The organism is Patescibacteria group bacterium (assembly GCA_041651355.1).
GTDB lineage: Bacteria > Patescibacteriota > Patescibacteriia > Patescibacteriales > UBA12465 > JAPLVX01.
In genome coordinates this window covers 59,749-81,303 of the sequence record JBAZJK010000001.1, presented here as the reverse complement: position 1 = coordinate 81,303, position 21,555 = coordinate 59,749, and the positions used below count along the sequence as shown (strand labels likewise).

Annotated in this window: 18 protein-coding genes; 7 read left to right on the top strand and 11 right to left on the bottom strand. The window is 43.7% G+C overall.

All coding sequences use genetic code 11. The features are described from left to right. Positions 1 to 63 precede the first annotated feature (63 nt). Positions 64 to 2,493: a leucine--tRNA ligase gene (gene leuS / locus WC441_00380; protein ID MFA5162967.1), complete on the bottom strand. Its 2,430-nt coding sequence runs from the start codon at positions 2,491 to 2,493 to the stop codon at positions 64 to 66. Positions 2,494 to 2,511: 18 nt separating this feature from the next. Next, on the bottom strand, positions 2,512 to 3,279 hold the full coding sequence (locus WC441_00375) for an exodeoxyribonuclease III (GenBank protein ID MFA5162966.1): 768 nt from the start codon (positions 3,277 to 3,279) through the stop codon (positions 2,512 to 2,514). A gap of 67 nt (positions 3,280 to 3,346) precedes the next feature. On the opposite strand from WC441_00375, the gene WC441_00370 reads away from it, so the two are divergent. From WC441_00370 to WC441_00340, 7 genes are read left to right on the top strand one after another with little or no spacing between them, the layout of a single operon-like run. After that, entirely contained in the window at positions 3,347 to 4,096 is a 750-nt protein-coding gene (locus tag WC441_00370; protein MFA5162965.1) for a thioredoxin domain-containing protein, read from the top strand. A gap of 5 nt (positions 4,097 to 4,101) precedes the next feature. After that, positions 4,102 to 4,674, top strand: coding sequence for a 2-oxoacid:acceptor oxidoreductase family protein (locus tag WC441_00365; protein ID MFA5162964.1), 573 nt, complete (start codon positions 4,102 to 4,104; stop codon positions 4,672 to 4,674). Then, the gene (locus tag WC441_00360) at positions 4,671 to 4,952 is read left to right on the top strand and encodes a 4Fe-4S binding protein (GenBank protein ID MFA5162963.1); all 282 of its coding nucleotides are present in this window, start codon (positions 4,671 to 4,673) and stop codon (positions 4,950 to 4,952) included. The genes WC441_00365 and WC441_00360 overlap by 4 nt, the downstream gene beginning before the upstream one ends. 4 nt (positions 4,953 to 4,956) lie before the next feature. Next, positions 4,957 to 6,123, top strand: coding sequence for a pyruvate ferredoxin oxidoreductase (porA, locus tag WC441_00355; protein MFA5162962.1), 1,167 nt, complete (start codon positions 4,957 to 4,959; stop codon positions 6,121 to 6,123). Positions 6,124 to 6,134: 11 nt separating this feature from the next. Next, positions 6,135 to 7,247: a pilin gene (locus WC441_00350; GenBank protein ID MFA5162961.1), complete on the top strand. Its 1,113-nt coding sequence runs from the start codon at positions 6,135 to 6,137 to the stop codon at positions 7,245 to 7,247. Positions 7,248 to 7,268: 21 nt separating this feature from the next. Beyond that, on the top strand, positions 7,269 to 8,141 hold the full coding sequence (locus tag WC441_00345; protein ID MFA5162960.1) for a thiamine pyrophosphate-dependent enzyme: 873 nt from the start codon (positions 7,269 to 7,271) through the stop codon (positions 8,139 to 8,141). Beyond that, the gene (locus tag WC441_00340; protein MFA5162959.1) at positions 8,138 to 9,298 is read left to right on the top strand and encodes an NlpC/P60 family protein; all 1,161 of its coding nucleotides are present in this window, start codon (positions 8,138 to 8,140) and stop codon (positions 9,296 to 9,298) included. Before WC441_00345 ends, WC441_00340 begins: the two co-directional genes overlap by 4 nt. Here WC441_00340 and WC441_00335 read toward each other — a convergent pair. The 9 genes from WC441_00335 to WC441_00295 form a co-directional block, all read right to left on the bottom strand. Next, positions 9,295 to 9,696 (bottom strand): ribonuclease HI family protein, encoded by a 402-nt coding sequence (locus WC441_00335; protein ID MFA5162958.1) that lies wholly within the window; start codon positions 9,694 to 9,696, stop codon positions 9,295 to 9,297. The two genes, WC441_00340 and WC441_00335, sit on opposite strands and share 4 nt — an antisense overlap. A gap of 9 nt (positions 9,697 to 9,705) precedes the next feature. After that, a complete protein-coding gene (recJ, locus tag WC441_00330) occupies positions 9,706 to 11,541 on the bottom strand; it encodes a single-stranded-DNA-specific exonuclease RecJ (GenBank protein ID MFA5162957.1) in 1,836 nt (611 codons plus the stop codon). Between the two features lie 117 nt (positions 11,542 to 11,658). Next, positions 11,659 to 13,482, bottom strand: coding sequence for a translation elongation factor 4 (gene lepA, locus WC441_00325; GenBank protein ID MFA5162956.1), 1,824 nt, complete (start codon positions 13,480 to 13,482; stop codon positions 11,659 to 11,661). Between the two features lie 80 nt (positions 13,483 to 13,562). Continuing rightward, positions 13,563 to 15,206, bottom strand: coding sequence for a murein biosynthesis integral membrane protein MurJ (gene murJ / locus WC441_00320; GenBank protein MFA5162955.1), 1,644 nt, complete (start codon positions 15,204 to 15,206; stop codon positions 13,563 to 13,565). 21 nt (positions 15,207 to 15,227) lie between these two features. Next, on the bottom strand, positions 15,228 to 16,931 hold the full coding sequence (locus WC441_00315; protein MFA5162954.1) for a tetratricopeptide repeat protein: 1,704 nt from the start codon (positions 16,929 to 16,931) through the stop codon (positions 15,228 to 15,230). 5 nt (positions 16,932 to 16,936) lie between these two features. Next, entirely contained in the window at positions 16,937 to 17,683 is a 747-nt protein-coding gene (locus tag WC441_00310) for a glycosyltransferase family 2 protein (protein MFA5162953.1), read from the bottom strand. Beyond that, positions 17,664 to 19,736 carry an acetate--CoA ligase family protein gene (locus WC441_00305; protein MFA5162952.1) on the bottom strand — a complete coding sequence of 691 codons (2,073 nt, stop codon included), beginning with the start codon at positions 19,734 to 19,736 and terminating at the stop codon, positions 17,664 to 17,666. The genes WC441_00310 and WC441_00305 overlap by 20 nt, the downstream gene beginning before the upstream one ends. 11 nt (positions 19,737 to 19,747) lie before the next feature. After that, positions 19,748 to 19,978: a hypothetical protein gene (locus WC441_00300; protein MFA5162951.1), complete on the bottom strand. Its 231-nt coding sequence runs from the start codon at positions 19,976 to 19,978 to the stop codon at positions 19,748 to 19,750. Then, positions 19,971 to 21,545 (bottom strand): hypothetical protein, encoded by a 1,575-nt coding sequence (locus WC441_00295; GenBank protein MFA5162950.1) that lies wholly within the window; start codon positions 21,543 to 21,545, stop codon positions 19,971 to 19,973. Before WC441_00295 ends, WC441_00300 begins: the two co-directional genes overlap by 8 nt. Positions 21,546 to 21,555: the final 10 nt, after the last annotated feature.

The window sequence follows — 21,555 nt, the reverse complement described above, 5'->3', positions numbered from 1 at the left end:
TAAAAGTTGCTACTTGCAAACCACGAAAGTCCCCCGATTGGGGGATTTTTTGTATTTAGAGGATTATTTAACAACAATGTTCAAGAGCTTCCCTTTCACGAAAATGACCCTAATAATCTCTTTTCCCTCTAGCCACTTTTTCACGCCATCATCAGCTAAGGCGGCCTCCTTAGCTTCCGATTCAGAAATATCTGAGACCACCTTCAAGGTCGCCCTTAATTTACCGTTAACCTGCACGACCAAAGAAATTATTTCGTCCTTGATCAGTTTTTTATTGAATTTAGGCCAAACAGACCGGAAGATGCTGTCAGTCTTCCCTTGCTGCGACCATAGTTCCTCGCAAAGATGCGGCGCGAAGGGCGCAAGAAGCGCTATGAATTTACACCAATCTTCTTGAGATAAAGGCCAAGCCTTTTCCTTAGATTTAAAATCAGAAATTTCATTGACCAGAATCATCAAGCTGGAAATAGCGGTATTGAATTTAAAGTCAGCTATATCCGCGCCTACTTTCTTAATAGTCTTATGTAATCTACCAAGAATACTGCCATCTGGTTTGATTGGTAGATTATCTTCATACAATTGGCTTACCCTCTCTAAAAATTTCCTCGCGCCAACCAAGCCCTGGTTATTCCAAACTCCGACTTGCTCGAAAGGGCCCATAAACATCTCATAAACTCTTAGGGCGTCGGCTCCAAAATCAGCCACCGCTTGATCGGGATTAACCACATTATTCCAGCGCTTCGACATCTTCTGCCCATCAGCTCCCAAAATCAAGCCGACGTGCTTTAATTTTAGGAAAGGCTCAGGATATTTAACTAGCTTGAGATCATAAAGGAATTTATGCCAAAAACGAGCATATATTAGATGACGGGTAGCGTGTTCAGCGCCGCCAACATAGAAATCAACCGGAGAAAAATATTTTTCTTGGCGACGATTCACAAATTCTTCTTTGTTCTTGGGATCGATATATCGCAAATAGTACCAAGACGATCCGGCCCATTGCGGCATGGTATTAGTTTCCCTCTTGGCCGCGCCGCCGCACTTTGGACAAGCGACATTAACCCAGGAATCTATCTTGGCTAGAGGCGATTCTCCAGTACCGCTCGGTTCATATGATTCCACCTCCGGTAAAACGACTGGCAACTGATTAAGAGGCACGGGTACCACACCACAGGCCGGACAATGGATCATAGGGATCGGTTCACCCCAATAGCGTTGACGGGAGAAGACCCAATCTTTTAATTTATAATTAATCTTCTTGTTGCCCAGCTTTCTATTCTTTAACCATCTAAGCATCTTAGCACGAGCCGCTTCTGACTTGAGACGAGAAAATTCCCCTGAGTCGGTCAACAAGCCATCTGAAGTATAGGCCTCATGGACTCTGGGGATCAAAGTGTCTTCCGGTACGACCACCGTCTTGATTTTAAGCTGATACTTCTGAGCAAAGGCAAAATCACGTTCATCGTGAGCCGGCACCGCCATCACTGCGCCAGTGCCATAAGCGTTTAAAACGTAATCGGCTATGAAAACATCTAGTTCTTCCTGATTAAAAGGATTAATGGCTTTAATACCATTTAACAGGACCCCCGTCTTATCTTTATTTAAATCCGTTCTCTCTAAAACGCTTTTATTCTTAATCTCGTTAACATAGGCGCGGACTGCGTCTAGATTATTTATCTGCGAAGATAAGCGCTCTACCAAAGGATTCTCCGGCGCCAAGACGAGATAGGTACAACCGAAAATCGTATCTACTCTAGTGGTAAAAACATTGATCTGCTCTGGGCTGTTTTTGATTAGAAAACTAACCTCAACTCCTTCGCTCCGTCCAATCCAATTCCGCTGCATGTCTTTAGTCGCTTCTTCCCAATCGGGCAGTTTATCCAAATCATTCAATAATCTTTCCGCGTAATTAGTAATTTTCAAGACCCACTGTCGTAAAGGCTTTTGTTCGACCAGACTGCCGCAACGTTCGCAATGGCCATTTTCTAAATCTTCATTGGCTAAACCAGTCTGGCAGGAGGGGCACCAATTTATCGGTTCATATGATTCATAGGCCAAACCCTTTTCCCACATCTTGATAAACATCCATTGGGTCCATTTATAGTATTCTGGATCGGTGGTATTTATTTCTCTCTGCCAATCATAGGCTAAGCCGATAATTTCTAGTTGTTTCTTGTAATTAGCGACATTCTGGGCGGTAGAGACCCTAGGGTGAACCTTATTCTTCAGGGCATAATTCTCCGCCGGCAAGCCGAAAGCATCAAAACCCATAGGATGAAGGACGTTGAAACCCTGCATCATCTTGAGGCGCGCCAAGACATCGGTCGCGATATAACCCTTGGGGTGGCCGACATGCAAACCAAGCCCCGAAGGATAGGGAAACATGTCTAAAACGTAATATTTAGGCTTCTGGCGCTTATCATCAGTATGATACAGATCTTGCTCCTGCCAGATCCTTTGCCATTTTTTTTCAAGTTCTTGATGGTTATACATACAAAAAAATTGTAATTTTTAAAACTCTAATTCTACACCAACCGGTGCGTGGTCGGAACCAGTCACCTTATCCAAAATAAAGGCTTGTTTCAGGTGTTTTTTTAGTTTAGCGGATATGATGATATAGTCAATCCGCCAACCAACGTTACGCTCCCGGGCGGCCGCCCGGAAACTCCACCAAGAATACTGGATCTTATCAGGGTAAAGATGACGGAAAGAATCTATGAAATCCTTTTCTAAGAATTTATGAAAACTGCGGCGTTCCTCCGGGGTGAAGCCAGCGCTGCCGATATTAGCCTGAGGCCGCGCCAAATCTATCTCCTGATGAGCGACATTAAAATCACCCATCACCAAGACCGGCTTCTTCTTAGATAAACGCCTTAGATATGATAAAAGCGAAGCATTAAAATTTAACTTATAAGGCAAGCGACTCAACTCGGCATTGGCGTTGGGAAAATAAACGTTCAACAGATATAATTTATCGAGCTCTAAAATCTGGACTCGCCCTTCACGATCAAACTCCTTCTGACCGAAGCCGCTTTTGTACGATAAGACCTTTACCCCCTTCTTGACCAGCAAAGCCGTGCCGCTGTAGCCAGGCCTTTCCGCTCCGAACCAATATTCCTGATAATTCTTAAAGCCGAAATCATGTTCTGCCTTCTTGGCGTCAGAAATTTTCGTCTCCTGCAAGCCAATAATATCTGGCTGGGCCGCTTGCAAAAAGTCGGACAAGCCTTTCTTAGCTATCGCCCTAATACCATTCACATTCCAGGAGATTATCTTCATATATTTCATTACTTTTTTCAGGCTTTATGTTATAATAAAAGTATAGTTAATCTTAACTTATTTTTCAATGAGCTTAGAAGATAGAATCAAGCTGGCGGAGATGAAATCTCGCCACCAAAAAACCCTGAGGCCTTGGTATAAAAAACCCTGGGGAAAGGTACTAATCGGGATTTTGGCGTTGATTATGATAATTGCGGCCCTGTCTTTTTGGTATGTCATAAACGAAGCTAAACGAATCAACCAAGAAAGAGCTGACAGCCAGAATTTAATCTTACAAAAACAAGCCGAGGCCACCTTATATGGCGCAAATAATTATTACTTAGGTGCCGGAAGCCCTAAGCTGATTATTGTTGAATTCTCTGACTTCGCTTGCCCTTATTGCAAACAACTATCAGAAGTAATCAGGCAAGCCGGAGAAAAATATAAGGACCAAGTCAAGATTATCTTCCGCGATTTCCCGGTCATCAGCGAAAAATCGATCGATTTATCGCAAGCAGCCTGGTGTGCTGGCGCCCAAGGAAAATTTTGGGAGATGCATGACGCTCTATTTGCCAACCAAGACAGTCTCAAGGCTAGCGAAGCCGATTTAGACATCAATCTCAGGTCCCTAGCCCTAGACCTCAAACTTAACACTGACGATTTTAGCGCTTGTCTCAACGACAAAGCCTATTTAGACAATATCCGGGCTAATCTGGAAGATGGTGAGGCTTTGGGAGTAGAAAAAACACCGACTTGGTTCATCGGCCGCCATCGCGTCACCGGACATATGGAAAAAGAACAGTTTAACGCCTTAATAGAAAAATATCTAAACCAGTAAAAATTATGATCCAAATCCGCATCCATGGCCGCGGCGGCCAGGGCGTAGTCACGGCGGCCGAGCTGATTGCTTTAGCCGCTTTTAATGAAGGACGCTATGCCCAAGCCTTCCCTCTTTTCGGTGTAGAAAGGAGTGGCGCCCCTATCCAATCCTTCGTCCGCCTGGATGATAAACCGATAAACAATCGGGAACAGATTTACGAACCGGATATCCTGATTATCCAAGATGACAGCCTGCTTAACAGCGTAGACGTTCTAGTTGGAGCTAAGAAAAATACTAAAATAATAGTTAACAGCTCCCTAAGCGCTAAAGAAATATACCAAATTATTAAAAAATCTAGCAAAAACAAAGGGTTGATTACGGAAAAAAACATATTTATCACTCCGGCCACCGCTATCGCTATAGAAATATTCAAGAAAAATCTGGCTAACGCTCCCCTGTTAGGAGCCTTGGCTCGCTATAGCCAGCTGATTAGCCTAGCCTCGATCAAAAAAGCTATGGAAAATAAATTCAGCGGCAAAGGCCAGGCAGTTGTCAGCCAGAATATCCAAGCCGCCCTTAAAGCTTTTTCCATATGAAGACCAAAACCAAAAAAATAAACAAAATTCCCGCCGTCAAAGCGAATTCATCCCTGGATAATAAAACCGGCCCCTGGCGCAGTTTTCGGCCGCAGACGGATTACAAGAAATGTATTGGCTGTTCTTTGTGTTCTAAGGTCTGCCCTGAAGCTTGTATCACAATGGTTAAAAGAAACGATAAGAACATCCCGATTACTGATTACGATTATTGTAAAGGCTGTGCCCTCTGCGCGGCTGAATGCCCGGTCAAGGCTATCAGTATGGAAAAAGACTATTAAAATTATGTCTCTAAACAAAACTCAATTACTCGAAGGCTCGCAAGCCATCGCTCAGACGATAAAAAATTTGGAACCAAGCGTAATTTCTGCCTATCCGATTACACCCCAGACCCATATCGTAGAAACGTTGGCTAAATATAAAGCTGAAGGACAGGCTAATTATGAATATGTCCGAGCTGAAAGTGAATTTGCAGCCGCCTCGATTATCCTCGGGGCTAGTGCTACCGGTAGCCGCGTCTATAGCGCGACTAGCTCCCAGGGCCTGTTGCTAATGACTGAGGTGGTTTTTAATATTGCCGGCCTGCGTTTGCCGATAGTTATGACCTGTGCCAACCGCGCCGTTTCCGCTCCGATTAATATCTTTAATGACCAAAGCGACGTTATGGCTATCCGCGACGCCGGCTGGATCCTTCTCTTTGCCGCTAACCACCAAGAAGCAGTCGATCTTCACGTCATCGCCTATAAGCTGGCAGAAAAACTGAACCTGCCAGTGATGGTTAATGTCGATGGCTTTATCATCACCCATTCTTATGAGAATGTCATCATTCCCGATAGCAAACTAATCAGAAGATATCTGCCAGACTACAACCCTACCCTGGGCAGCTACCTTGATCCTAGATTACCTATCACCCTAGGCGCCTTCTTTACGCCAGAATATTACCAAGAGACCAGACAGAAACTGCATCAGGATTTGCTAGCTAGCCAAAGTATAATAAAACAGGAGTATGTTTTATACAAAAAGCTTAGCCAAAGAAAAGAATTAAGCGCTCTCAAACCGCAAATTGACAATGGCTTAGTTGAATACTACGGCCCCAACGCCCCCGATCTGGTAATTGCCGCCATGGGTTCAGTTACCGGCACCATCCAAGAAGCCATTAAAAAAGAGAAAAATGTCGGATTATTAAAAATAAAAAGCTACCGGCCCTTCCCGAAAGAGGAAATAAATAAGATCCTAGCTAAAGCCAAAAATTTAGCTGTCATAGAAAAAGCGATTAGCTTAGGGGAAATGGGGCCTTTGTATAGCGATATCAAGGCTGGGTTAGGAACGCATAAGCTAAACATCACTAACCATATTGTCGGCCTCGGCGGCCGTGATGTCACTCAGAAGATTATTAAAGACATAGTTAAGTTTTCCAAAAAGAAAGCAAAGGAAGTGAAGTTTTGGGGATAATTATTTAATATATGAAGAAAAAAACAACAATTGTTTTTCTTTTGGTTCTATTTACTGTAATTATAGGAACCTTTAATTTATTAATTTCTCCCAACCCAGCAAGCGCAGCCGATCCGATAGAACTCAAAACCTCTATTAGCATCCCTGGCTCCAATTTCCAAAATGACGCGCCAAGATCCATGACTACAAGTAGCACTGTGTACATAGGAGAATATGTGGCCGCTTTTTATAACTATGCTTTAGCGATTGTCGGTATCGTAGCGGTAATCGTCTTGATGATTGCCGGCATCATTTGGCTGACATCCGGAGGCAACCCCGGTAAAGTCGGGCAAGCCAAAGACCTGATAGGTGGCAGCATCACTGGCCTGGCCTTACTGCTCTGCTCTTGGATACTACTTAATACGATTAATCCCGATCTTCTTAAATTCAAGATACAAAATGTCACCCAGATTAAAGAAAAGAACCTTAACATAGATTCGGCCGTATCATGCGAAGACGCCGTGGCCTCTTCAACCTGTAACGCGATAGCTATGTGTGCCTGGAAAGATAATAAATGCATGAATAAAATAGAGGCTGGCCTAGCTAAATGTTCGGTTAAAAAAGCTGAAGTTCCCGGACAACAGATTTGTTGTTGCCAGCAGTCTCCAGCAGATTATTCATACGTCTATTGCAAATGGGCAACCTATATGGGGAGTTCAATGGGCTCGGGGAATACTGGTGCACCTCACGGTGGCGACTGCATTGCCTGCGGAACTCAATACGTTAAAGTACCAGAAAACAGCGCTTATAAATGCGCCGAAGCTGAAACTGCGGCCGCCCAACCGGAACCACCAGAAACTATTGTCAGCGCGGCTGAGGCTTGCGCTCAGCTAGCAGATGAATCTTCTTGTGCTTTTGATGAGTTTGCAAATGTTAACGGCGAACAAATCTTATTCAGAAATATCGCGGGTTATTGCCTAAATAAAACCTGTCAACGTTGCAAACTTTTTGGTTCTGAGTGTGGCAGCGCAAACTGGGAAAACTACCAATGCTGTAATTCTGATAATAACCTCACTTGTAAATGCGGTTCTGAAAGTCATGGCGACTGTAAGCTTAAATTAAATGGACCAAATATTTGCCAATAAAAAACTAGGGGACAGAGATATATGTTAAATAAAAATAATTCCTTCCTCTCGCCTGGCCATAATGCCTGCGCGGGTTGCGGCCAGATGGTCGCCGCTCAGGCGGTCATGAGAGCTTTAAATAAAGATGTTATTATCGCCAATGCTACTGGTTGTCTTGAAGTAACTACAACCTCATATCCGCAAAGCGCCTGGGGCCTACCCTGGATTCACTCTTTATTCGAGAATGCTGCTTCGGTCGCTTCCGGCATCTTGGCCGCTTTGAATAAGAAGGGAGATAATAAAACAAAAGTAGTCGTACAAGCTGGTGATGGCGGCACTTTTGATATTGGCTTCGGCTTAATCAGCGGTATGTGGGAAAGAGGAGAAAATATCCTATACATTTGTTATGATACCGAAGCCTATTCCAACACCGGCATCCAGGCTTCCGGAGCCACTCCCTATGGAGCTAGCACTACCACCACTCCTGATGGTCTAAAATCCATCGGTTCAGCGCAAAGAAAAAAAGACATGCTCGCGGTTGCCTTGGCTCATGGTCTAAATTATGTAGCCCAAAGCACGGCTGGCTTTCCCGATGATATTACTAACAAAATTAAAAAAGCCCTGGCCATCCAAGGCCCGAGCTATATCCAGATTCTTTCTCCTTGTATGCCCGGTTGGAAGATAAACAATGATGAGGCAGTCAAAATGGGTAAACTAGCCGTTCAGACCGCCCTCTATCCTTTACTAGAGTATACGGAGGGGAAATTAAGCTCTTCTAGCATCAAGAAAGAATCTAAGCCTATTCCCGTAGAAGAATATTTAAAAGCCCAAGGAAGATTTAAACATTTAAAACCGGATGATATAAAATATATCCAAAGCCTAGCGGATGAGAATATCAGGAAATACAAAATATGAAAAATGGTAAAAAGACAATAATGATACTATTTTTCTGCATATTGGGCTTATCCCTATCTAGTGTTGCTTCAGCTGCAACCTGTAGCTGGCAATGCAATGATCTCTCAATACATAAAACAACAGCTGATTTTTGCTATAGTTTAGGAGGAACTGTTGGCGGCCTTGGCGCTTGCACCGGCAAAGGTTCATGCGGATTAATAAAAGCAGAATGTTGCTGTGATATCGGAAATTTTTCTCTTACCAATGGCCAACTAACAAATAATGCGACGGCGCCAGAAGCAGAACAGCCTAAATTCAAAATCCCGGAATTAGCCATAAAAATACCGGGCATGGCTAATTTCTCCGAAGCCAAATGTACCGGCACGCCTCCGGTCTGCAAGGTTAATTGGATAGGTGAATATATCGGGGGTGTTTATAAATACGCCGTCGGCATCGCCGGCATTGCAGCCGTCATAGTTTTGATGATTGGGGGTATAATCTGGCTGGTTTCTGGTGGCGACGCTTCCAAAATTACCCAATCCAAAGAACTAATCATCGGCAGTATTAGCGGCTTGGTGCTTCTTCTCTGTTCTTATGTAATCCTCTACCAGATCAATCCTGACCTGACAAAATTCAAAGCCCTGTCTCTGGGATACATAGAGGAAATAGAGCTTGAAGGCGATAACGAGTCGCCAGGAATATCACTTGATGTAACCGGTATAGCCTCTGTGTTGGGTGTAAACTGTAATCAGGATTCAGTGGAGCAGATTGTAAAAAAGGCAAAAGGTAAAGTTACTTACAGCCAGAAATTGCGAGGACAATCAGCGCCAGGAAATTTCGTTTACTTAGATTGTTCCAGCTTTTCTTCCTTTGTTTTTAAATGTGCCACTGGTCGAGATACCGGTGGCCGAAGCGCTGACATATTTAAAGACCAACAAGTTTGGGACCAAAAGCTAGAAAGCCTCAAACCAGGAGATATGGTTGGTTGGGCACCAAAAAATAATAAAAAAGGCAGTGGGCATGTTATTATCTATATGGGCAAAGGATTATTCGGGGACTGCCACGGAGGTTCAGGAAAAGAACCAGGCAACTGTGTTAGTAGCTCAATGAGTTTTGAAACAGTAAAAAAATATGCCAACAGTCATTCTGATGGCAGATTATATACTAAAAGATATTAATTTCCCCTATCCATCGCCTCATTAGCCAATCTATCTGCCACCTGATTGAACTCGCGGCGGATATGAGAAAAAGAGACTTTCTTAAAACTTAAGCTTAAATTATATACCTCTAAAAACAAAGGCGCCAAGTCTTTGTTTTTTACTTTATACTCCCGGTTTAGCTGCTTCACAGCTAACTCGCTATCTAAATAAAAAGATAGCTCTGTGCCACCCATCTCTTTGGCTTTCTTTAAGGCGGCAATCACGGCTTTATACTCCGCCTGATTATTAGTTGCTACCCCCAAATATTCCGACACCTCGGCTATGACTTTTTTGTCTTCATCGTAAATCACGGCTCCGATGCCCGCCGGACCAGGATTGCCACGGGCGCCACCATCAGTGTAGATGAATAATTTCATATAATTATATTACTTATCGCCGCCCCTATCTGCCAATTTCATATCAACAATCTTGAGCTGTACTTCCCGGCGGCCGTTAAAATCATTGATCTCTAAATAATAGACTAAATCAACCAGGTCGCCCACCTGAAAATCTTTATATTCCCCCGCCGCACCAAAGGCTAGAGCCCAGGCGCTACTCCGTCCGGAAGACACCCTAAATTTGATGTGCTGGTTCTCAAAGCCCATGGTCATGATATCATCCAGGCGCAGCTGCCGAGACAAGAGCTTAGGTTGAGGATTATTCTGGCCATAGGGGGCTAATTGGCTCAGTTCTTCAGCTAAATCAAGACTGAGTTCATCCATCTTCAATTCAGCTTCGACTTTGACTTTAGGCTGAAGTTCCTGGCCAGCCAGCTTAACATCGGCCGCCTGGCTTATTTTCTTAATGAATCCATTTAGATTCTCTTGGCTAGCAATGGAAAAACCGCAAGCCATGGGATGGCCGCCATATTTATCTAAAAACTCAGCGCTATCTTCAATAGCGGCAATCAGGTTAAGTTCTTCAATCGAGCGACCAGAACCTTTGAAACTAACTTTCTTAGCGACCAAGCGCCCGCTCTCCGGATCAAGAGAGGCCTCTTCGATAATCCTGGTTATAATCAAACAGGGGCGATAATACTTTTCGCAAATCCGGCCAGCTACTAAGCCGATGACGCCTTCATTCCAATTCTGATCGTCTCCGGAAACGCCAATAATCAAAGAAGGAATATTCTCCTTATCAACCTGGCTATCTACCTGGGAAATAATTTCTTCGGTAATCTGCTGGCGACTAGAATTCCGCTGACTAAGCTCTTGGGCTAGCATCCTAGCCTCTTCGGGATCATTGGTGGTGAGTAAAGAAAAGGCGCTGTTGGCATGGCCGATACGGCTAGCGGCGTTAAGGCGAGGACCGATCTGCCAACCAACATTCCAAGCTTCGATTTTTTTGCCACCATTTATTTTAGAAACTTTAATAAGTTCATTTAAGCCTAAGCGCTGGCCGCGATTTAGAACCTCTAAGCCTTTTTGCACCAACAGGCGATTCTCGCCCAAAAGGCTGACTAAGTCAGCAATCGTACCGATCGCTACCAAATCAAGGCTTTTTTCCAAGATTAGCCGCTTCTGATTCAAGGGTAAGTTTGCCTTATGGAGCAAGGCGGTTATCAGCTTGAAAGCTGTGCCCACTCCGGCCAACAAAGGCCAGGGATAGTTGTTACGCGGATCCGAAGGGTTAATTATTAGACAATCTGGAACTTCCTCAGGATTCTCGGGCAAAATGTGATGATCAGTGATAACCACTTCTAAGCCTAAGCTCTTAGCATAGGCGACTTCAGCGAAATTGCGGATACCGTTATCAACCGTGATAATCAATCTGTTTCCCTGCTCAGCTGCGACTTCAATAGCCGCTTTATTTAAGCCATAGCCTTCACTGACCCGATCGGGCAAATAAATATCTACCTCAGCTTTCAAGATCTTCAGGGTTTCCAATAATATTACGGTGGAGGTGACACCATCAGCGTCATAATCGCCATAGACTAGGATCTTATGGCCTGATTTGATATGGGAAATAATCAGGTCGACAACAGCCGCCATGTCTTTGAATAGGAAGGGATCGTAAAATAATAAGTCGTCAGCGCTTAGACCATCATTGCCACTGAGTTTCAGAACCTTATCAGCGTCAAGACGCTTATCTAAAAAAGACCGGAGGCTGGCTTCGGTTTTTAGGCCCCGATTATACAGGAGCTGCAATAATAAGGGATTAACGCCGGGGTTGGCCTGGATAAATTCAGACGGCGCGAGTGGCGCTAACTGCCATTGCTTCATAGGGCTTTATTTTATAAGAGGCCGATCCCTAGGGTCCAGGTAATCATTGATAAGACTACCATGACCGAGATAACTACCCAAATCGCTTTGACGATCTTTTTGCGTTTCATAAATTGATTATCGTTTTAAAATCTTAACAAAAGTATCTGGCGGTATATCGACGCTACCCTTGCCGGCAGCCATCATTTTTTTCTTACCCTTCTTCTGCTTTTCTAGAAGCTTGCGTTTCCGACTAACATCGCCGCCATAGAGCTTAGCGGTCACATCTTTGCGCATCGCTGACAAACGTTCGGCCGCGATGACCTTACCGCCAATCGCTGCTTGTAATTTTACCACGAACATCTGTTTGGGCAAAGTGTCTTTTAAAATCTGGACGATCTCCTTACCCTCTCTGAACGCTTGGTCGCGATAAACTATAGTGGCTAGCGATTCGATAATGTCTTCCGCCACTAAAATATCCATCTTGACCACGTCAGCTTCCCGATAATCTAAATACTCATAATTTATCGAGGCGTAGCCGGCAGACACGCTCTTAATCTTGTCGTAGAAGTCAGTCAGGATTGCGGCCATCGGGATCTCGTAATGCAGGAGAACCCGGCTATTTTCACCCTCATCTGATAGATACTCCGTATTTTTATATACCCCTCTTTTCTCCTGGGTTAATTTGATGATATTACCTAGATAAGATTTAGGAGTCACAATATCCAAAAGGACCCAAGGCTCTTCAATATGGCCAATCATGCTAGGATCAGGCAAACGCTGAGGAGTCCGGATAATCAGTTCTTCGCCATCAGTTTTGAAAACACGATAGGCAACGCTGGGGATAGTCACAATCAGATCTAAATTATATTCCCGGCGCAATCTTTCCTGAAAAACCTCTAAATGCAAAAGCCCTAAGAAGCCGCAACGGAAACCAAAGCCTAAAGCATCAGAACGTTCAGGCTCATAGGCTAAAGCGGCATCGTTTAATTTAAGCTTTTCCATCGCTTCCCTGAGTTCCTTAAAATCATTACCTTCTTTAGGAAATATTCCGGCAAACACCATGGGCTTTACATCCTTATAGCCAGATAGCGGCTTAACCTGGGCGTTAAAGCTGGTGCCGATATTAGCAGTTAAAGTGTCCCCTACCCGGCATTCAGCTACTTGTTTGAAACCGGTAATCACATAACCGATATCGCCGGCCTGCAGAGTGCCGGTAGAAAAATAGTCGGGCCGGAAGATGCCAACATCAAGAATTTCACTTTCTGCCGCCGTCGCCAAAAGTCTCAGCTTATCGCCTTTTTTTAGTTCCCCGTTAAACACCCGGACGTAAGCGACCACACCTTTATATTCATCATATTTAGAATCGAAGATGAGCGCCCGAGGATAGCGGGAATCATTATCAGATTCATTAAGTGCAGGCTGAGGCCCATGTTTAATCACCGCCTCCAAGATATCAGTCACCCCGACGCCTGTCTTGCCAGAGCTGCAAATTATCTCTTCTTCCCGACACCCAAGCAGCTTGATAATTTCATGCTTCGTCTTATCTACATCCGCTGCCGGTAAATCAATCTTATTAACTACCGGAATGATGGTCAGGTTCTGTTCTAAAGCTAGATATAAATTGGCCAGAGTCTGGGCTTGGATGCCCTGAGTGCAATCCACTAGCAAAACCGCCGTTTCCACCGCCGCTAAAGACCGGGACACTTCATAAGAGAAATCAACGTGACCGGGGGTATCTATCAAGTTGAGTTTATAGCCCTGATATTCCATGGTGACCGGCTGTAACTTAATAGTAATTCCACGCTCCCTTTCAATATCCATCCCGTCTAAAAGCTGATCTTTCATCTTTCTCTTCTCGACCGTATTGGTAATTTCCAACATCCGGTCAGCCAAAGTCGACTTCCCATGATCAATATGCGCAATAATGCAAAAATTCCTAATTTTACTTAAATCTGACATGTTTTTAATATAAATAAAGCGACATTTAAATATCGCTTAAGGCCTACCTTTATCTTAAATTATTTAACTATTTTGGTCAATTAGACGCCTCGGGCCTCTCCCTGGTCTTCAACCTCTACCTTGCGGAAAGGCCAACGGTTTTTCAGGGAAGCTAAAAGGCCGAATAATTCCTCACTGCGCAAGAAATAACAAGTCATCAGATAAACCAAAAGGCCTAAACCCAGAGAAACCGAGAGCTGGATAAAGACGCCTGAGAACCTGGTCATATCGATAAAGGGCCAAACCGCTAACTTCGCTAATTGCAAAACTGTGCCACCCAAGATAGCGGCGACACAGAATTTAAGGGAGGACCCCAAGATCTTCCTGATATCCAAATCCCCGACTTCACTATAAAGCCAAACGCCTAGGAGGATAAAATTGATGATATTAGCGACAGAGAAAGCTAAAACTAAGCCGGTGACGCCCCAGATCGGTGCTAAATACCAAGCCAGCACAATATTAATTATCACCGTAACTAGACCGAGATAAAAAGGCGTTTTGGAATTATGTCGGGCATAAAAAACTCTCACTAAAAGCGGGATGGTCGCTTGAGCGAACAGACTTAAAGCGAAGGCTGCTAAACAATCCATAGTCAAAACGGTGGCTCGCCAGTCAAATTCACCCGTTCCTAACACCACTCTGATAATCTGGGCTCTTAATGTAATCAAGAAAACGGTAGCCGGGATAATGAAAAATAATATCTGCCGAAAAGGCAAAGAAAAATTCTGCTTTAGCTTTTCCCGGTCGGAAGCAGCGGCTGCCAGCGCAGGAAAGGCTGCGACAGCGTAAGAAATGCCGAAGATACCGATGGGGAAAGACTGTAAATTATTAGCAAAATTAAAAACCGACAACGACCCGCTAGCCAAGCTGGAGGCAATGATTGTCGTCACTACCAGATTAATCTGGGAAATAGCCAAACTCAAGGTCCGGGGCACCATCATCCGGCCAATCTGCCTGGTTTTAAAATCCTTAAAGTCAAAGCGCCAATGATAACGGAAGCCTAAACCGAAAACAGTGGGCATCTGAACGAGCATATGCAGAGCAGCGCCGATCACTACCCCCCAAGCTAAGCCTAGCATCCCAAAATCTTCGGATAAATATAGGGCCCCGAAAATAATCCCCAGATTGTATAATATCGGAGCCAAGGAATATAAGAAAAAACGTTTGAATGATTGCAAAATTCCGCCCAAGACTCCAGAAATCCCTAAAAAGATAGGCGACAAAAACATCAACCTAGTTAGTTCCACCGTTTTTGCTTTAGCCTCAAGGCTAAAACCAGGAGTAATCAGGCTGATAATCTGCGGGGCCAGAATAACGCCCGCTAAAGAAAGGATTATCAAACCTAGACTTAAAATATTTAACACGTTAGCGGCTAAATACCAGGCTTCACGGTTAGGAGAGTCACTATAGCATACCCGGCGATCACATTTCATGTCTTTGATTAAGCTGGAAAAGATCGGAATGAAGCCGGCTGACAAAGCGCCCAGGACTAAGAGATTAAAAATCAAGTCAGGAATCCTGAAAGCGGCATAATAAATATCCAAATCAAGCCCGGCACCAAAGCGCCCTGCCAAGATTCGGTCACGCAAAACGCCCAAGGCGCGGGAAGCTAAAGATGACAAGGCCACTAAAGCCGCGGCGACGGTCACGCTATTTATTTGTTGGCGGAAAATTTTTTTAAACATAAATATGGGACCTCCAAACTTCTATTCTATTTTATCCCTTACTAAAAGTAAATACTGATAGGCCTGATAATAGCTGGGGTTAATCACGAGAGTTGCTTGCCAATAATAGGCGGCCTCCAGATAGCGCTTCTGCAAATAATATAAGCGCCCCAGATTAAACAAAGCTTTATCATAATTGGGATTGTAGGCCAATTCTAGATTGAACTCTTTTTCAGCTTCAGGGTATTTTTTTTGATCTAAATAAACCAGCCCCAGATTATTATGAGTCATCGGCTCTTTGTAATTCAGAGCTAAAGCTTTTTGATACTGCTTACCGGCATTGAAAAGATCATCGGACAAATAATACATCGCCCCTAGGTTAGACCGGACAAAAGCGGAGTGGGGGGCCGCGGTCGCGGCGCTCGACCAGAAAGCGAAGCGATCGCGATAATTACGGCTATGATCAAGGGTGAGCAAGATAAAAACTAAAAGCAAAAGGGCTAATCCGATCTTAACCCCAGCCCTCTTGAAGTTCAAAGCTTTGACAAAATCAAGTTCTAATAAGACTATTAGAGCCCCGATGAAAGGCAGGTACAAACGATGCTCTAAAAAGGCAAAGGGCAAATCGCGGCTATAGTTAGGATTAAGCAGAGACGGAGCTATAAATAAAAATCCCCAGCTTAAACCAAAAATCAGGTAAGGGCGACGGGCCTGAGGCGACCAACGGAAAAATATCACTACCGCCAAGATTAAAATGAACAAACCTGGCCACCAAGGCGAATCAATTACTGTCGGAAAGGTTGATAGGTTCAAAGGGAAAACTATCTTACCTAGATAAAGGAAAAGCCCAGGCAGGTTGGTAAAAAACGACCAGGCCAAAGGCTTGAATCCTAGACTTGCGCCTTCTAAAACAATGCTACGGGGCAGATACCAGACAACTAAAGCCGTCAGCCAAGTACAGACGAGAACAATTATTTTTTTAGCTGAAGGATTAATTTGAGTTTCGAGATTAGAAGCAGAAATAAGGGCTGGCTTCTCGCTATCTTCGGATAAAAAGTTTTCATTCCGACGCCAGATATTCCTTAATTTCAAATCTGCAAAATAAACCAAATACATTGACATGAGAATGGGCAGGAATACGGCGCTCTCTTTAGTGAACAAGGCTAAAATCAGAAAGATCGCGTGCCAGATCCAAGCGCTCCAGCTAGCGTTGCGCCAGAACCTATCTAAAGCGATAAAGCTGGCTAACACAAAAACCGCTAAAAGAGAATCATTACGACCCGGGACCCAAGCGACGGCGGCAGCCAAAGCTGGATGAACTAAAAATATGACTGAAGCCCACCAAGCTAAGACACGCCTAATATTTAGTTTCTGCAAAAAGACGAAAAGCAGACTGGCAGCTAATACATGCAATAAAACATTAGTAAGATGATACCAAAAGGGTAAAGCTTCCATTATCTTAAAATCGACCCATAAAGATAAGGACATTATCGGGCGATAGTAAAATCTTTCGTTAGAGAAAAAAACGTCATAAGAAAAGAGGTCGGGCAGGCTGGCTTGATCAAGGATAAGGGCGTTATCGATTATCAAACTATTATCATCTAGATAAGAAAAATCAAAAAATAGGGTTTGGCCGTAAACTAGCAGGGCTAAAAGCAAAAAAAGCGCAAAGGGCCGCCAGCGGCGTAACCAAAAAGAACCAGGATTAACGTTGTTTTCTAGCTTGTTCAAAAAATTAAATTTCATATATGCTAATGACCGCGCCACCGGTCTTTATTAATCAAGTAACTCAATACAACCGCCAGGGTGCCTAGGCCGTAGCGGCAACTACGTCTAAAATTAATCGATGAAGCTTCGGGAAAATATCTAACCGGTACCGGGATTTCCCCGATCCGATAATGTTGAGCAGCGATCTGAAAAAGTATCTGGGAGTCAAATACGAAATCGTTGGAATTTTTCGACCAAGCAATCTTTTCTAAAACTTCTCTCTTGTAGGCCCGCATGCCGGTGTGCCATTCTGAAAGGTTTAAACCGCTGACTAAATTTTCAATAATGGTCAAGAAACGATTAAATAAATATTTATATAAAGGCATGCCGCCAGCCAGGGCTTCACGGCGCGACCGGATCCTAGTGCCGAGCATCACATCAAAATAACCATCACCGATAAACTCAGCAAAATATTTAACTAATTTAGGGTCATACTGATAATCGGGATGAATCATGACAATAATATCACCACCCTGCTCCAGCGCCGCCTGGTAACAACTTTTCTGGTTAGCTCCATAGCCTTTATTATTAGCATGGCGAACAATACTTAAGCCTAAGTCTTGAGCAATCTTAACGGTTTCATCATGGCTAAAATCATCAACTAGGATAACCTGGTCCACTAAAGACGGCAGATCATTAACCGTCTGGGTCAGCGTCTTGGCGGCATTATAAGCCGGCAGAACCACGATGATTTTTTGGCCTTGATACATATTAAATAATAATACGGACATCAACGGCTAGGGCGCCCTTATCCTTTAAAAACAAGGGGTTGATATCTAGCTCTTTTATTTCTGGATGTTCCAGTGCTAAGCGGCTCAAATCTAAAATAGCTTGGATCAAAGCTTTAAGGTCATAAGCTTTCTGTCCTCTGGCTCCATTTAATACCGGGTAAATCTTTAACTGCTTAATCAGTTCTAAAGCCTGCTTCTGATCAAAGCCTGGCAAGCTAAAAACGATATCTTTAAAAACTTCAGTATAAATACCCCCCTGGCCAAACATTAAGACTGGACCGAAGACCTTGTCTCGCTTGAAGCCTAATATCATCTCTTGGCGCCCCTGGCCACTCTCTTGGACTACGAAATAATTAAGCGGGGAGCGTAACTGTCTCTTGAAAGACAGGTTTAAACGCCGAACCGCCGCCTTAAGCGCTTGATCATCAGGAAGATTAAGGATGACCGCGCGGCTTTCACTTTTATGGACGAAGTCCGGACCGACGGCCTTCAGCACTACGGGGAACTTAAGGACTCCTGGCCGCCAATCTGCATATTTTATAGTTTTTATTACCTTGATTCCGTAAGAACGTAACAATTCTAAAGAACCGATATAATCATAAAAGCCGGCAGGGGCTAAAATAGGTTTTTTGCTTAAAGACTTAGGTGCTACATAAATTTGGAGGCTTGCCCGGCCCTTAATATAGTTAAATAATTTTTGATAAGCACCTAAAAATTCCTCCGGACTGGCAAAGACCGCAATGTTGTTCTTGCTTAAATAGTCTTTAGCGGCTTGGACGGCGGCACCCCCGATAAAGCTAGCCGCGAGACTTTGTTTTGGGTAGGCTTTGGCTGTTTTAACCATCACCTTGGCCACTGACATCGGGTCAGTCATGGTCTGGGCAGTTAATAAAACTAAAACTTGAGCTTTCGCCTGCTTGGCAAAAATAGTCTTAAGAGCCAGCTCATAGCGCTGAGGATCGGCGTCGCCTAAAATATCTAAAGGATTGTTGTAATTATCGAGCATTGGTAAGCGCCTTTTCATTTCTTTAGCTAAACCAGGAGACAGGGGTGATAAAGTTAAGCCCAGCTGAGCAGCGGCATCCGCGCTTAAAACCGCCGGACCGCCGGCATTAGAAACAATAAAAAGGTCTGCCGGCGAATCACCGGACCATTTTTGAGACGACCAAAACTCTAAACTGTTGAATAGGGCGCTCAAATTTTCCAAGATGACTGCGCCACTTCTTTTTAGGGCCAGCTTTGCCAAAGAGGATGAGCCCAATAGAGAACCAGTATGAGATTTGGCCGCCTGTGCCCCCTGTTCAGTTAAGCCAGATAACAATACAAATACCGGCTTGCGCTTAGACAAGCGCGATACTAAAGAAATGAATTTTGACCCGGCGGTAATCTCTTCTAAATATAGATAGACCGCCTTGATCGACTTATCATTTAAAATGAGCTCTAAAAAATCATTATCCGAAAGAACTGTTTGGTTACCTAAGCTGATGAAGAGTTCGAAATTCAGATTTTTGGCGCGGCACCAGTCAAGCAAGGCGCTACCTAAAGCGCCAGACTGAGATAAGAAGGCTAAGCCGGTTGACTGACCCGAGCTCGCGGGCAGGGCTTGGGCAAAGGACAGATTCAAAGGTAAGCGATTATTTATAAATCCTAAACAATTCGGTCCTAAGATATTCAAATGGAACTTTTGGGCCAAATCTCTAAGCTGGTTTTCCCTATTTACACCCTCAGCACCGCTTTCCCTGAAACCGGCGCTAATAATCACTAGATTCTTGAAGCCCAGGCGGCCGGCCCGCTCGACCTCAGGCAGAACTAAGGGAGCGGGAATGGCTATCACCACCAAGGCCCCCACTTTCTTTAATGACGGCAGTTTTTCTAGACTCTGATAGACCTTCCAGCCCAACAATCTTCCACCTTTTAAGTTTACCGGATAAATCTTGCCTGAAAAACCGGAGTTAATGATATTTTTCAAAATCTGGTGCCCGATCTTAGCAGGGTGAGAAGACGCGCCGACCAAAACAATTGCTGAGGGCTTTAAAAAATTAGATAAAGACATATTATAATAGATTAAGGATTATTCTTTTCTGCTCTGGGCTGGACTAAGCTAGCTAAGCCGAAAATAACCGCGACTAAAAATAAATAATTTAAATTAAAATAAACCAAGACGATCTTAGAAAAAATAATTTCCATCAGATTTAAAATCACCCAAGTGAAAAAGAAAAAATAAAATAATTCCCGAGCGACTACTGGCCACCAAGGATGATTAACCCCCTGTAAAATCCTTAACCGATTAATCATATAAACGCTTAAACAATTCTTTAATCTTTTGGCCCAAACTCTGGCCAGCCAGCTCTACTCTGATTTCTTTAACCTGGAGATAAGCGGGATCCAAGCCAATAGCCGCTCGATTCTGATTATCGGCATAAAGGCCAGGAATGGATATCATAAAACCATATTTGCCTTTTTCTCGGTAAGCATCGCTGAGATCAAAATCTAAGACTGCCAATTTATCTTCGCCAAAGCTCTGGGGCTGTTCATATTCGGCTAATATATAGTTAATTTCTGGACTATCCGACCAATTACCATCAACTTTAGGGAAATCTGGGATCACTAAGGCCTCAGGACTGAAAGCGAAGACTCCGTTATTCTCCAAGATAAGATTCTTGGGCTTAGCGTTGATCCGGTAAGCTCCAGCCCCCGACCCGTTCTTGGTCTTGAAACTAAACTGCTGAAAAGGAGCATCAATCTTATAAGCCTTATCCTGGAAAAATAAGTTTTGCAAGCCGGAGGCTCCAAAAGCGGTCGCCTTAATATAGTCGGCGTTAGTATAAATCTCCGTGGATTTCGAGCCTGAATCTGAATCTTCTAGCCAAACCTTATTAATGAAGGAGAGCTTGCTTTGCGTGCTAATTATTTTCTTAGTCAGGATATCGTCGTTAGTTTTAACTTCAATCCTATAAACTCCCCGGGGTAAATCTTTTATGATAAAAGAGCTGATTTTCTCGGGGCCTAAATCACCGCTATCAACGATAATGCCGTCATCAGAAATCTCACGGCTTAAAATATTTTTTCCGGCTTGGTCTCTGACTACGATATTAATACCGTCACCTTTTAAATCATAATTTTGGTTGAGGTCTTGAAAATAGAAAATAAAATTTAAGCTCTCGTTATCAATATAGGTATAAAATTGGTAAGGCCCCCGCAGAGCCGAAGCTACTATCCGGCTTGACTGCCCGGCCTGATAATCCGGCAAATAAAAACGCTTGTTCAGAGTATAATTATAAAGGGCTAAATCATTTCGGCCCGCGACATCTTGCTGAAAGACAGAAAGATCTTTAACTTTTTCTGAACGCTGGTACAAGACTAAGGATCCATCGCGCAAGGACGGCCAAGATAATGAATCCAAAATTTTATTTTCTATCGGCTTCATCTGGTAACTCCAAATCATCTTGTCTTTCAAAACACCGGCCTCGATAAGCGGGGTGTTATCAGATAAAGCGTCTTGATATTTAATAATTAAGCGCGCCCTCTCAAAACGCCGCGGAGTAAAAACAGAAAAATAGATCGGGTCGGCCAGAAAACGGGGATAGGCGCCAGAAATCGCGTCAATTCTGTCAGCTGGGCTAAAAAGGCTTAAGAAGCCTTGGCCGCCTAAACCGAAAAAGCTACGTGAATAGTCCCGACTATAAACAATTTTGCCGCTAGGAACGACTTTAGCCAATAAGAAAAATGAGATGATAACAGCTAAGAGAAAAGCTAAAGATAAGCGGATCTTTAACAAAGTGCTATTTTTAATGATTTTCCACCATCGACCCATAGAGAAATAAATCAAATTTAGAACTAAAGCAAAAAATTTGGCTATCATAGCCTCTGTC

Bases quoted from the DNA above. Each gene is read 5' to 3' on its own strand.
- leuS (MFA5162967.1), bottom strand. From the start codon at position 2,493: ATGTATAACCATCAAGAACTTGAAAAAAAATGGCAAAGGATCTGGCAG.
- WC441_00375 (MFA5162966.1), bottom strand. From the start codon at position 3,279: ATGAAGATAATCTCCTGGAATGTGAATGGTATTAGGGCGATAGCTAAG.
- WC441_00370 (MFA5162965.1), top strand. From the start codon at position 3,347: ATGAGCTTAGAAGATAGAATCAAGCTGGCGGAGATGAAATCTCGCCAC.
- WC441_00365 (MFA5162964.1), top strand. From the start codon at position 4,102: ATGATCCAAATCCGCATCCATGGCCGCGGCGGCCAGGGCGTAGTCACG.
- WC441_00360 (MFA5162963.1), top strand. From the start codon at position 4,671: ATGAAGACCAAAACCAAAAAAATAAACAAAATTCCCGCCGTCAAAGCG.
- porA (MFA5162962.1), top strand. From the start codon at position 4,957: ATGTCTCTAAACAAAACTCAATTACTCGAAGGCTCGCAAGCCATCGCT.
- WC441_00350 (MFA5162961.1), top strand. From the start codon at position 6,135: ATGAAGAAAAAAACAACAATTGTTTTTCTTTTGGTTCTATTTACTGTA.
- WC441_00345 (MFA5162960.1), top strand. From the start codon at position 7,269: ATGTTAAATAAAAATAATTCCTTCCTCTCGCCTGGCCATAATGCCTGC.
- WC441_00340 (MFA5162959.1), top strand. From the start codon at position 8,138: ATGAAAAATGGTAAAAAGACAATAATGATACTATTTTTCTGCATATTG.
- WC441_00335 (MFA5162958.1), bottom strand. From the start codon at position 9,696: ATGAAATTATTCATCTACACTGATGGTGGCGCCCGTGGCAATCCTGGT.
- recJ (MFA5162957.1), bottom strand. From the start codon at position 11,541: ATGAAGCAATGGCAGTTAGCGCCACTCGCGCCGTCTGAATTTATCCAG.
- lepA (MFA5162956.1), bottom strand. From the start codon at position 13,482: ATGTCAGATTTAAGTAAAATTAGGAATTTTTGCATTATTGCGCATATT.
- murJ (MFA5162955.1), bottom strand. From the start codon at position 15,206: ATGTTTAAAAAAATTTTCCGCCAACAAATAAATAGCGTGACCGTCGCC.
- WC441_00315 (MFA5162954.1), bottom strand. From the start codon at position 16,931: ATGAAATTTAATTTTTTGAACAAGCTAGAAAACAACGTTAATCCTGGT.
- WC441_00310 (MFA5162953.1), bottom strand. From the start codon at position 17,683: ATGTCCGTATTATTATTTAATATGTATCAAGGCCAAAAAATCATCGTG.
- WC441_00305 (MFA5162952.1), bottom strand. From the start codon at position 19,736: ATGTCTTTATCTAATTTTTTAAAGCCCTCAGCAATTGTTTTGGTCGGC.
- WC441_00300 (MFA5162951.1), bottom strand. From the start codon at position 19,978: ATGATTAATCGGTTAAGGATTTTACAGGGGGTTAATCATCCTTGGTGG.
- WC441_00295 (MFA5162950.1), bottom strand. From the start codon at position 21,545: ATGATAGCCAAATTTTTTGCTTTAGTTCTAAATTTGATTTATTTCTCT.